Raw genomic sequence first — 12141 nt, 5'->3', positions numbered from 1 at the left:
GGTCAGACGAAGCGGACGACGTCCTCGACGTCGAGGCGCGGCAGCCGGGGGCGGAACGCGTCCGGGCCCGGGTAGCCGATGTTCACGACGAGGTGCGAGCGCCAGTCGGTGCCGGCGAAGAACTCCGCGTCGACGGCGGCCTTGTCGAACCCACCCATCGGGCCGGCGGCCAGGCCGAGCGCGCGCACGGCGAGGATGAAGTAGCCGGCCTGCATCGCCGCGCTGTAGGAGCCCATGCTCTCGCGCATCGCGGCGTTCTCCTCCAGCACCGGCTGCATGCCCGCCATGAACGGGGCGACGGTCGGGATGGCGTCGTGGAAGCGGTCGTCGACGGCCAGGACGGCGGTCACGGGGGCGCTCGCGGCGCGGTCGCGGTTGGTGTCGTTGAGCAGTGGCACCAGGCGGGCCTTCGCCTCCGGGGTCCGGACGAAGAGGACGCGCATCGGCTGCAGGTTCGCGCCGGTGGGGGCCCAGCGGGCCAGTTCCCAGACCTGGGCCAGCTGCTCGTCGGTGACGGGGGTGTCGGCGAAGGTGTTCGCGGTGTGGGCGTCGCCGAAGAGGGCGGCGCGCGCGGAGTCGTGGAGCCCGAGCGGACGTTCGTCCAACGTGGTCACAGCTGTTCTCCTCAGAGTCGCTTGGCATGCAGTTGCTACTTCGAAAAAAAGAGTAGCACTGGCGAGAGGAGTGTCAACGGGTACAGTCGGGGGGTGAGCGAGCAGGTGGAGGACGTGCAGACCGAGCACACGGCGCGGTCGTGCGACGGCGCCCTGGCACGCGCGTTCGGGTTCCTCGGCAAGCGCTGGAACGGGATCCTGCTCGCGACCCTCAGCTACGGTCCCACCGGGTTCTCCGAGCTGCGCCGCAACGTGGGCGGCATCAGCGACTCGGTGCTCGCGGACCGCCTCAGCGAGCTCGCCAAGGCCGGGCTCGTCACCCGCACGGTCCACGAGGGGCCGCCCGTCGCGGTCGTCTACGAGCTGACCGCCTCCGGGCGCGCGCTGACCCCGGCCCTGCAGGAGCTCACGACGTGGGCCCGCGAGAACCTCACCGAGGACCGCTGCCGGGGCCGGGACTAGCGCCCGGCTAGTCCTCGAAGGTGTTCAGCATGCTGTGCGCGGCGCGCTCCAGGTAGTCCCACAGGACGCCCTCCTGCGCGGGCACCAGGTGCAAGGACTCGACGGCCGCACGCATGTGCAGCAGCCAGCGGTCCCGGGCGTCCGGGTTGACCTTGAACGGCGCGTGCCGCATCCGCAGCCGCGGGTGCCCGCGCTGCTCGGAGTACGTCCCCGGGCCACCCCAGTACTGCTCCAGGAACATCCGCAGACGCTCCTTGGCCGGACCGAGGTCGGCCTCCGGGTACATCGGACGGAGCACCTCGTCCTCGGCGACGCCCGCGTAGAAGGCGTCGACGAGCGTCACGAACGTCGCGTGCCCGCCGACCTCGTCGTAGAAGCTGCGGGTCCCACCGTCCGGCCCCGCCGGCGTGCGGCCGATGAGGTTCTGCGGACGGACGAACGGCAGGTCGGGGCTCACCCCACCAGTGTCGCGCCCTCGCGGACCTCGACCGCACCGGGACCCGTGGACGCCAGGCTCGTCGGACCCTCGTGACGGGCCGCGGCCTCGGCCGCGTCCTTCACGTTCTTCTGCATGCCACCGAACACGACCCCGTGGAACGGGCTGATCGCCGCCCAGTAGGCCTGGCCCGCCAGACCGCGGGGGTGGAAGAGGGCCCGCTGGTGGAAGAGCGTGCGCCCCACGGCGTCCGTCTCGACCCGCAGGTCCAGCCAGGCCAGCCCCGGCAGCTTCATCTCGGCGCGCAGCCGCAGCAGCCGGTCGGCCTGACGGTCCTCCACGCGCCACCAGTCCACGGCGTCGCCGATCATCAGGTGCTTGGGATCACGCCGACCTCGGCGCAGCCCCGGACCCCCGGAGAAGCGGTCCATCACGCCGCGGACCGCCCACGCCATCGGCCACGAGTACCAACCCTGCTCACCGCCGATCCCCTCCAGCACCTCCCACAGCACGTGCGGCGGGGCGTCGACGACGGTCGTGCGCTCGTCGACGTAGAGGCTGCCACCGGCCCAGTCCGGGTCGGAGGGCAGCGGGTCGCTGGGGGCGCCCGGCACGGACGCCGAACTCCACCGCGTCTCGACGTTGGCGTCCTGGATGCGCTGCAGGGCCAGCTCCACCGCGCGCTTGAAGGGGATGAGGCCCTCCGCCGGGTCCGGGACGTACCCGGCGATGTCGTGCTCCTGGCAGAACACCTCGTGCACCAGGCTCTCCACCAGCGGACGGGCGATGGACTTGGGGACGGGGGTCACCGTCCCGACCCAGTGGCTGGACAGCTTGGGGGACATCACCTTCACGGGGAGGACGTAGCGCTTGGGGAGGCCGGCCACCTCCGCGTACCCGCGCATCATGTCGAGGTAGGTCATGACGTCGGGGCCACCGATGTCGAAGGTGCGGTTGACGTCCGCGGGCATCGAGGCCGAGGCGACGAGGTAGCGCAGCACGTCGCGCACCGCGATCGGCTGGATCCGGTTGTGCACCCAGCGCGGGCACACCATGACGGGCAGCCGCTCGGTGAGGTAGCGCATCATCTCGAAGCTCGCCGAGCCGGAGCCGAGGATCACCGCCGCCTGCAGCACCGTCGTCGGGACGGGGGAGTCGAGCAGGATCTCGCCCACCTCCCGGCGCGACTCGAGGTGGGTGGAGAGCTCCTCGCCCTCGGGGTGCATGCCGCCGAGGTAGACGACCCGGGAGACCCCCTGCTCCGCCGCCGCCCGCGCGAAGGTCCGGGCGGTGCGGCGGTCCTTGGAGGAGAAGTGCCCGCCGCCGCTCATCGCGTGGATGAGGTAGTAGGCGACGTCGACGCCCTCCAGCGCGGCGGTGACCTGCTCGGTGTCGGAGGCGTCGGCCTGCACGACCTCGACGTCCTCGATCCAGGGCCGGTCCCGCAACGCCTCGGGGCGGCGCGCCATCGCCCGCACCCGGAAACCGGCTTCGAGCAGTTCGGGGACCAGCCGACCACCGATGTACCCGGTCACCCCGGTCACCAGCGCGAGCCGGCCCTCACCTGCTGCGATGTCGCTCATGGCCCCAGTGTCCGAGCGGAACACCGCCCCCGCGACTCGGCGGGTCCGCGACCTCAGAGACCGCGGTTGGTCGACCCCGGGTCTGCGGCCGCGGCGTCCTGGGCCGCGACGTCCGCCTCGCTCGGGGCGGGTGGCTGCGGGGTGACGGCCGCAGCGGGGTCGTTCAGGCGACGGGCCTGCGGAGCGTGGTCGTCGTGGCGCAGGAACACCGTGCGCTGGGCCAGGGGGAACTCGATCCCCTCGGCGTCGAAGACGGCCTTGATGCGGCGCAGCAGCTCGCGCTGGACGGCCCACTGCTGCATCGGACGGGTCTTCACGACGAGGCGCAGGACGATCCCGTCGGTCGTCATCTTCTCGACCCCCCACACCTCGGGTGCGTCCATGACCAGGGGCCGCCAGTCGTCCTCGGCGACCAGGTCGTCCGCGATGCGCTGCAGGACCTCCTGCACGCGGGCGAGGTTCTCCCCGTAGGCGACGGAGACGTCGAGGACGGCCCGGGCCCAGCCCTGGCTCTGGTTCCCGACCCGCACGATCTCGCCGTTGCGGACGTACCAGACGGTGCCCTTGACGTCGCGCAACCGCGTCACCCGCAGGCCGACGGCCTCCACGGTGCCCGAGGCGTCCCCGAGGTCGACGGAGTCACCCACGCCGTACTGGTCCTCGGCGAGCATGAACACCCCCGACAGGAAGTCCTTCACCAGCGCCTGCGCCCCGAAACCCAGCGCGACCCCCGCGATCCCGGCCGAGGCCAGGAACGGTGCGATGGCGATGCCGATGGTGTCGAGCACCACGAGGACGGCCAGGATCCCCAGCACGAAGGTGACGGTCGACTTGAGCACCGAGGCGAGGGTCTCGGCCCGTTGCTGACGACGTTCGTTGAGCAACGGCGAGGACTCGAGCAGCCCGTTGCGGCGGCCGCCGCCGCCGAGCTTCCCGGCCCCCGTCGCGATCCCCGTCGCGACCCGGCCGATGACCCGCATCAGCAGGAACCGCGCGATCCAGCAGATCAGCAGGACGATGACGATCTTCAGGGGCTTGTCGAGCAGGAACGTGGCGACGCTCTGGGCGCCGTCGGCGGCGTCCTCCGAGGTGACGCCGGTGAAGGCGTGGGTGATCGAGTCCAGCACGGGGTGGGACGACTCCTTCTGCGTGGTGTTCCGGCGGGTGTTCCTGCGTGGTGTTCCGGGGGTCAGCCGAGGTCGAGGCCGGTGGCCCGCGCCGCGAACGCGAGGGTGTCGCGCACGAGACCGGCGCTGCGCGAGAGCGAACGGGCACCGTGCCCCACGTCCTTCTCCCGGCGCAACAGCACCGGGCGGCTGCCCGGGTCGCTCGCGGAAGCGTGCTGCAGCGCGGCGCACAGCTTCCGGGCGTGCAACGGGTCCACCCGGGAGTCTCCGTCGAACACGGTGAACAGCACGGCCGGGTAGGCGGTCCCCGCCGCCACGCGGTGGTACGGCGAGTACGCGTGCAACCACCCGAACTCCGTCGCGTCGGCGGCGCTCCCGTACTCGTCGCTCCAGGTGGCGCCCAGACCGTGCAGTTCGTAGCGGACCATGTCCAGCAGGGGGGCGCTGCAGACGACGCCCGCGAACAGCGACGGTTCCTGGGTGGCGGCCGCTCCGACCAGCAGCCCACCGTTGGACCCGCCGTGCACGCACAACTGCTCGTGGGTCGTGAACCCCCGCGCGACGAGGAAGCGGGCCGCCGCGTGGAAGTCGTCGAACACGTTCTGCTTGTGCTCGCGCATCCCCGCGCGGTGCCAGTCCTCGCCCTCCTCGCCGCCGCCGCGCAGGTTCGCCACCGCGTACACGCCGCCCGCCTCCACCCAGGCCAGCGCGTCGGGTGCGTAGTGCGGGGACAGGCTGATGCCGAACCCCCCGTAGCCGTAGAGGATCGCGGGCACCGGGGCGGTGGGGACGCCGTCGGCGTCGAGCAGGTCGGCGCGGACCGTGACCTGCAACCGGACGATCGTGCCGTCGAGGCTCGGGTACTCCAGCAGCGTGCTGACCACCGCGGGGACCTCGACCGCACCGGGGGGCGCGGACTCCACGGAGAGTTCCCGGGTCCGGGCGTCGAAGTGCCAGACGTGCGTCGGGGTCGTCGCGTCGCTGTAGCCGAACCACAGGTCGTGACCCGGTTCCGGCCGCGCCACGAGACCGCCGATGGAGCCCGTCCCGGGCAGGTCGACGCGGCCCAGGTCACCCGGCAACCGGTCACCAGTCTCGAGGTCGTGCACGGTCACCGAGCTCACGGCGTGCTCGGTCCAGCCCACGACCAGCAGGGGACGGGCGAGTTCGGGTCCGTCGAGGACCGCGACGTCGTCGAGCAGGGCCCGGCCCTGGGGGACCAGGTCGCGCCAGTGCTCCACCTCCGGGGTGGCCGGGTCGGTGACGGCGAGGCGGCCGCGGGGGGCGTCGAGGTCGGTGAACACGTACAGCCGGCCGTCACGGCCGACCCAGGCGCTGGTCTGCGCGTCGCGACCCGCCACCACGGTCCGCAGCTGCGGCGAGCCCGGAGCGGAGGCGGAGAGGTCGGCCAGCCAGACGTCGTTGCGCGGCGCCGTCCCGTCCGAGGCGCTCACGACCAGCCAGCGGCCGTCGCGCGAGGTCCAGACGCCGTAGTAGTTCGTCATCGACAGCCCGTCGCCGAACACCTCGACGTCGCGGGCGGGATCGGTCCCCACGACGTGCAGGTAGACCCGGCGGTGGTACTGGCGCTCCTCGGCGGGCACGGCCTCGGCCGGCAACCGGCGGACGTAGTAGAACGAGCGCTCGCCGTCCGCACCGGCGGGCAACCAGGCGATGGGGGAGTAGCGGGCCCGGTCGACCGGACCGTCCACGACCTCCCCCGTCGCGACGTCGAGCACCCGCAGGACGCTCTCCTCGCTGCCGCCCTCGGAGAGCTGGTAGGCCAGCAGGTCCCCCTCGACGCTGGGTCGCCACCCGTCCAGGGTCGTCGTCCCCGACGGGTCCAGCGCGATCGGGTCGATCAGGGTCCGGGGCGCCGCACCGGGGTCCTCCACCTGCAGGACCCCGTGCTCCGCGGTCGGCTCGCGACGGGTCCGGAACACCCGTTCCCCGCGGTGGACCGGGCTGCCGACGGAACCCGTGGCCATCAGCTCCCGCACCCGTCGTTCCACGCGGTCACGGCCCGGCAGCGTCGCGGCGTGGGCCGCCCACGCCTCGTCCTGCCACCGCGACCAGGCGAGCGTCCGCTCGTCCTCGACGTCCTCGAGCCAGCGGTAGGGGTCGGGGACCGCGACCCCGTGCAGCTCGTCGACGAGGTCGAGGCGCGGGGCGGGAGCCTCGCCGGCGGAGGTCGGGGTGCTCATGGGCGTCCACCCTAGGCGCGGGGCCCGATGCGGCGCCCCGACGGGCACGGGTCCCGGATTCGAACGCGGTCACCCGGCGACGCGCACCCCGCGGACGAGCCTCCGCCGGTGTCCTCTGGCAGAGTCGCGGGGTGTCTTCTGACGTCGCCGACCCGGCCGTCCTCGCCGACCTCGCCACCGCCTGCGGGGTCGCCACGACCTTCACCGACTGGCAGGGGAAGTCGACCACCGTCCCCGCCAGCACCGTCACCGCCGTGCTCACCGCCATGGGGTTCGACGTGAGCACCACCGCCGCGGCCCGTCGCGCCCTGCACGACGTCAAGCTCGCCCCGTGGCGCCGGGTGCTGCCACCGGTCGTGGTCGCCCGCGAGGGACGGCTCCACCACGTCCCCGTGCACGTCGCCCACGGCGACCCCGTCGACGTCGTCGTGGACCTCGAGGACGACGGCGGCTGGGCCCCGCTGCGCCAGGTCGACCGCTGGATCGACCCCGTGGACGTCGACGGCCACCTCACCGGCCGCGCCACCTTCGAACTCCCCGACGACCTGCCGCTGGGCTGGCACGTCCTGCGCGCGCGCACCCCGGCGGGTGAGACCGAGTGCCCCGTCGTGGTCACCCCGGACGTGCTCGAACTGCCGCCGACGCTGCGCAGCGGCCGCAGCTGGGGGTACCAGACCCAGCTGTACTCGGTGCGCTCCTCGCGCTCCTGGGGCATCGGCGACCTCGCCGACCTCGCCGACCTCTCGGCCGTGGGGGCCTCCCAGGGGGCGGGCTGGATCCTGGTGAACCCCCTCGCCGCGGCCTCGCCCGTCCCGCCGATGGAGGCCTCGCCGTACCTGCCGACCACCCGGCGCTTCGTGAACCCCGTCTACCTGCGCGTCGAGGACGTCCACGAGGTCGCCTACCTCTCGCCCGGCGACCGGGCGCTGGTCGAACGCCTCGCCGAACGCGTCCGGCCCGCCGACCACGACGCGGGGGAGATCGACCGCGACGCCTCCTGGGCCGCGAAGCGGCAGGCGCTGGACGTCGTCTACGCGCACGGCCGGACCACCGCGCGGGAGGCCGCCTTCCGCCGCTACGTCGCCACCGAGGAGCCGGGGCTCTCCGGTTTCGCCACGTGGTGCGCGCTGGCCGAGCACTTCGGGCTGCCCGCCTCGGAGTGGCCTGCCGAGGCGGCCGACCCCGCGGCGGCCCAGGCGTCCGGGCTGGTCGACGAGCTCGCCGACCGCATCGAGTTCCACCGCTGGCTGCAGTGGCAGTGCGACGAGCAGCTGCGTACCGCCCAGGACGCCGCCACCGCGCCGGGCACCGGCCCGGGGATCGTCCACGACCTCGCCGTCGGCGTGCACCCCGACGGGGCCGACGTCTGGTCACTGGGCGACGCCCTCGCGCACGGGGTCACCGTCGGCGCCCCGCCGGACGCGTTCAACCAGCAGGGCCAGGACTGGAGCCAGCCGCCGTGGCGGCCCGACCGCCTCGCCGACCTGGCCTACCGCCCCTTCCGCGACATGGTCCGCACGATCCTGCGGCACGCCGGTGGCCTGCGGGTCGACCACGTGCTGGGGCTGTTCCGGCTGTGGTGGATCCCGCAGGACGCCCCGCCCGCGGAGGGGACCTACGTCCGCTTCGACCACGAGGCCCTCATCGGCATCCTCGCGCTGGAGGCCCAGCGCGCCGGTGCCGTCCTCGTCGGCGAGGACCTCGGGACCGTCGAGCCGTGGGTGCGCGACTACCTCGCCGACCGCGGGATCCTCGGCAGCGCCGTCCTCTGGTTCGAGTACGACGAGGCCGAGCCGAAGGCGCCCGAGGACTTCCGCGAACTCGCGCTGGCCAGCGTCACCGTGCACGACCTCCCGCCGACCGCCGGATACCTCGCCCAGGAGCACGTCGCCCTGCGCGACCGGCTCGGGCTGCTGACCCGGCCGGTCGCCGAGGAACGCGCCCGCGACGCCGCCGAGCAGGAACGCATCCTCGGTCTGGTCCGCGACCGCGGGCTGCTCGCCGCAGGCGCCGACGAGCAGGCGACCGTCGAGGCGTTGCACCGCTACCTCGCGCTGTCGCCCTCGCTGATGGTCGGGGTCTCGCTGGTCGACGCCGTGGGGGACCGCCGGACCCAGAACCAGCCGGGGACCTCGTTGGAGTACCCGAACTGGCGGATGCCCCTGACCGGGCCCGACGGCGAGGTCGTCCTGCTCGAGGACCTGGCCACCGACCCCCGGGTGCAGTCGCTGGCCCGGGCCGTCGAGCAGGCGCTCGCGGAACCGGGCGACCCCGCGCAGCGGTGAACCTGACCTGAGGCCCGACCCGCTCCTCCCCGGGGGTGGAGCTCGGCGCTCAACGCGACGGGACCGGGTGCCGCGAGGCACCCGGTCCCGTTCTCACGTCAGTGCGTGTCGCGCTCCTGGGCCCGCAGCGCGCGGGCGACGCCGTCGCGGTTCTCCAGGACCAGACGGCGCAGGGCCGGCGGTGCGTCGGGTTCGTCCTCGAGCCACCGGTCGGTGCGTTCCACGAGGGCGCTGTCCGCCAGCTCGAGCGGGTAGAGGCCCGTCACGATCTGCTGGGCCATCTCGTTGGTGCGCTCCGCCCACACCCCGCGCAGGGCGGCGAAGTACGGCTCCACGAACGGACGCAGCAGCGCCTCGTCGTGAGCCCGCCCGAAGCCGCCGATCACCGAGGCCTGCACGGCGTTCGGCAGGTCCCCCTTCGTCACGACGTCGTCCCAGGCCCGCTGCTTGGTCGCCGGCGTCGGCAGGGCCGCGCGGGAGGCGGCGGCGGAGCGCTGCCCCGTGGCCGTCGCGTCGCGCGCCAGTTCGGCGTCGATCGCGTCGGCGCCGAGGGTGCCGCCGGCGACGAGCGCCGTCAGCAGGACCCAGCGCATGTCGGCGTCGACTTCGAGACCCTCGATGACCTGCGACCCGTCGTAGAGACCGGCGACGATCGCGAGGTGGGCCTCGCTGCGGGCGAAGGAGGCGAACGACCGCACGAACTGCAGCTGGGTGTCACTGCCGGCCGGTGCGGCCCGGAGCAGTTCCAGCAGCGTGTCCGCGGTGCGGGAGCGGACCTCGTCGCGGTGGGCGGGGGCGGTGTACAGCTCCACCGTCGTGCTCAGCTGGCGCAGCAGCACCAGCGCGACCGTGGAGTCGGCCCGGGCCGCGTCCCCGGGCAGCAGCGTCGTGAGCAGCAGGTCGACGTAGTCGCGGGCGGGGGACTCCCCGTCGCGCGTCATGTCCCACAGCGCCGCCGACACCAGCGAACGCGGCAGCGAGTCGCGGAAGGCGTCGAGGTGCTGCAGCGCCGTGGTGAGCGAGGCCTCGTCGAGGCGGATCTTGGCGTAGGCGAGGTCGTCGTCGTTGACCAGCAGCAGGTCGGGACGCTTGCGGCCGACCAGTTGCGGCAGGTCGGTGCTCGCCCCCGCCGCGTCCAGCTCGATGCGGTCGGTGCGTTCGAAGGTGCCGTCGACGAGGTCGTAGCACCCGAGGGCGATCCGGTGCGCCCGCAGGTGCGGGTGCGCGGACGGGGCCTCCTGGACCAGGGCGGCCGCCGTGACGGTGCCGTCCGCGTCGGTGCTCAGCACCGGGCGCAGCGTCGCGACGCCCGCGGTCTCCAGCCACTCCCGCGACCAGGCGCCGAGGTCACGGCCGGAGGTCTTCTCCAGCTCCCGCAGCAGGTCCACGAGCTCGGTGTTGCCGAAGGCGTGGCGGGCGAAGTAGGCCCGGACCCCGGCCAGGAACTCCTCACGGCCGACGTAGGCCACGAGCTGCTTGAGGACGCTGGCGCCCTTGGCGTAGGTGATGCCGTCGAAGTTCACCTCGACGTCCTCGAGGTCGTTGATCTCGGCGACGATCGGGTGCGTCGTGGGGAGCTGGTCCTGGCGGTAGGCCCAGGACTTCTCCAGGGAGTTGAACGTCGTCCAGGAACCCCGCCACTCCGTCGCCTCGGCCGCGCAGAGCGTCGACGCGAACTCCGCGAAGGACTCGTTGAGCCACAGGTCGTTCCACCAGCGCATCGTCACCAGGTCGCCGAACCACATGTGCGCCAGCTCGTGCAGGATCGTGACGACGCGGCGTTCGACGGTGGCCTGGGGGACCTTCGAGCGGAAGACGTAGCTCTCCACGAAGGTCACCGCCCCGGCGTTCTCCATCGCCCCGGCGTTGAACTCCGGGACGAACACCTGGTCGTACTTCGCGAAGGGGTAGGCGCGGTCGAACTCGCGCTCGAAGAACTCGAACCCCGCCTTCGTCGCGGCGACGACGTTGTGCGCGTCGAGGTGCTGGGCCAGCGACTTGCGGCAGTAGACGCCCAACGGGATCGTCCGGCCGTCGGAGGAGACCAGGGAGTCCTCGGAACCCTCGTAGGGCCCGGCGATGATCGCCGTCACGTAGGACGAGAGCCGCGGGGTCGGTGCGAAGGTCGTCCGCCGGCCCGCGGCGACGTCCTCGGTGGAGGCGACGGGGGAGTTGGAGACGACGCGCCAGTGCGCCGGCGCCGTCACCACGAAGGTGAACCCGGCCTTGAGGTCGGGCTGCTCGAACACCGCGTAGACGCGTCGCGAGTCGGCGACCTCGAACTGGGAGTAGAGGTACACCTCGTCGTCGACGGGGTCGACGAAGCGGTGCAGCCCCTCACCGGTGTTCATGTAGCGGCAGTCCGCGACCACGCGCAGCTCGTTCTCGGCGGCGAGACCGTCGAGGGCGATGCGGGCCTCGTCGGCCACGACGGCGGGGTCGAGGGAGGTCCCGTTGAGGACCACCTCGTGCACGCCGGCGCTGATGAGGTCGATGAAGGTGGAGGCGCCGGCGGTCGCGGTGAAGCGCACCGTCGTCGTGGAGCGGAACGTGCTGGGGCCGGTCGTCAGGTCCAGGTCGACGTCGTAGTGCTCGACCTGCACGAGCCCCGCACGGGTCCGCGCCTCCTCGCGCGTCAGGTTCTCGCCGGGCACCGCACGTCCTCTCGTCGTTGGAGCGTCACCACGGGATGTCCCCCTGGACGACGCGAAGCACTCTGCCACGAGCCCCCGACCCGTGGCCTGTCGCACCCGGCTGTCCCGTGTCGCAGGTCGGGAGCAGGATGACCGTCATGACCGCCACGACGCTCGAGAACACCACCGACACCACGACCGCGACCGCCGACTTCTGGTTCGACCCGCTGTGCCCCTGGGCCTGGATGACCTCCCGCTGGATCCTCGAGGTCGAGCAGGTGCGCGACATCACCGTCCGCTGGCACGTCATGAGCCTCTCCGTCCTCAACGAGGGCCGGGACCTCCCGCAGGAGTACCAGGAGCTGATGGCGAAGGGCTGGGGCCCGGTCCGGGTCGTCACCGCCGCGCGCAGCCTGCACGGCGACGAGGTGGTCCTGCCGCTGTACACGGCCATGGGCACCCGGATCCACCCCGGTGGCAACAAGGACTTCGACGTCGTGATCCGCGAGGCGCTGGCCGAGGTGGGGCTGCCCGCCGACCTCGCGGCCGCCGCGCACACCGACACCTACGACGCCGAGCTGCGCGCCTCCCACCAGGAGGGGATCACCCGGGTCGGCGAGGACGTCGGGACGCCCGTCGTGGCCTTCGGCGACGTCGCCTTCTTCGGACCCGTCGTGACCCCCACCCCCAGGGGCGAGGACGCGGGTCGGCTGTGGGACGGCTGCGTCCTCGTCGCCGGGACCCCGGGGTTCTTCGAGCTCAAGCGCACCCGCACCCAGGGTCCCGTCTTCGACTGA

The 12141-nt window shown here is 73.0% G+C and carries 9 protein-coding genes; 3 read left to right on the top strand and 6 right to left on the bottom strand.

Annotated features, from left to right (window positions below; genetic code table 11):
- Positions 1–2: 2 nt before the first annotated feature.
- Entirely contained in the window at positions 3–614 is a 612-nt protein-coding gene (locus SJY07_RS05105) for a malonic semialdehyde reductase (RefSeq protein ID WP_328295325.1), read from the bottom strand.
- 93 nt (positions 615–707) lie between these two features.
- Between SJY07_RS05105 and SJY07_RS05100 the strand changes: the two genes are divergently transcribed.
- Complete coding sequence (locus SJY07_RS05100; RefSeq protein ID WP_328295326.1) at positions 708–1076, top strand: helix-turn-helix domain-containing protein; 369 nt, start codon at positions 708–710, stop codon at positions 1074–1076.
- A 7-nt stretch (positions 1077–1083) separates the two neighbouring features.
- On the opposite strand, the gene SJY07_RS05095 is transcribed toward SJY07_RS05100, so the two are convergent.
- The 4 genes from SJY07_RS05095 to SJY07_RS05080 form a co-directional block, all read right to left on the bottom strand.
- Entirely contained in the window at positions 1084–1494 is a 411-nt protein-coding gene (locus tag SJY07_RS05095) for a globin (protein ID WP_380162178.1), read from the bottom strand.
- Positions 1495–1529: 35 nt separating this feature from the next.
- Positions 1530–3095 carry an SDR family oxidoreductase gene (locus SJY07_RS05090; RefSeq protein WP_328295328.1) on the bottom strand — a complete coding sequence of 522 codons (1566 nt, stop codon included), beginning with the start codon at positions 3093–3095 and terminating at the stop codon, positions 1530–1532.
- 53 nt (positions 3096–3148) lie between these two features.
- The gene (locus SJY07_RS05085) at positions 3149–4222 is read right to left on the bottom strand and encodes a mechanosensitive ion channel family protein (protein WP_380157440.1); all 1074 of its coding nucleotides are present in this window, start codon (positions 4220–4222) and stop codon (positions 3149–3151) included.
- 62 nt (positions 4223–4284) lie between these two features.
- On the bottom strand, positions 4285–6426 hold the full coding sequence (locus SJY07_RS05080) for a prolyl oligopeptidase family serine peptidase (RefSeq protein WP_328295330.1): 2142 nt from the start codon (positions 6424–6426) through the stop codon (positions 4285–4287).
- 131 nt (positions 6427–6557) lie between these two features.
- Between SJY07_RS05080 and malQ the strand changes: the two genes are divergently transcribed.
- Positions 6558–8711 carry a 4-alpha-glucanotransferase gene (gene malQ / locus SJY07_RS05075; protein WP_328295331.1) on the top strand — a complete coding sequence of 718 codons (2154 nt, stop codon included), beginning with the start codon at positions 6558–6560 and terminating at the stop codon, positions 8709–8711.
- 98 nt (positions 8712–8809) lie between these two features.
- Here malQ and pepN read toward each other — a convergent pair whose 3' ends face one another.
- Positions 8810–11365, bottom strand: coding sequence for an aminopeptidase N (pepN, locus tag SJY07_RS05070; protein ID WP_380157437.1), 2556 nt, complete (start codon positions 11363–11365; stop codon positions 8810–8812).
- A 137-nt stretch (positions 11366–11502) separates the two neighbouring features.
- Between pepN and SJY07_RS05065 the strand changes: the two genes are divergently transcribed.
- Positions 11503–12141, top strand: a complete 639-nt coding sequence (locus SJY07_RS05065) for a DsbA family protein (RefSeq protein ID WP_328295333.1) — start codon at positions 11503–11505, stop codon at positions 12139–12141.

The sequence above is a fragment of the Kineococcus sp. R86509 genome, from assembly GCF_042466365.1.
GTDB lineage: Bacteria > Actinomycetota > Actinomycetes > Actinomycetales > Kineococcaceae > Kineococcus.
This window is presented reverse-complemented; position numbering and strand designations above follow the sequence as displayed.

What these genes read in the sequence shown, in the direction of transcription:
- SJY07_RS05090 (WP_328295328.1), bottom strand. Translation starts at nt 3,095, where the DNA reads ATGAGCGACATCGCAGCAGGTGAGGGCCGGCTCGCGCTGGTGACCGGG.
- SJY07_RS05080 (WP_328295330.1), bottom strand. Translation starts at nt 6,426, where the DNA reads ATGAGCACCCCGACCTCCGCCGGCGAGGCTCCCGCCCCGCGCCTCGAC.
- SJY07_RS05065 (WP_328295333.1), top strand. Translation starts at nt 11,503, where the DNA reads ATGACCGCCACGACGCTCGAGAACACCACCGACACCACGACCGCGACC.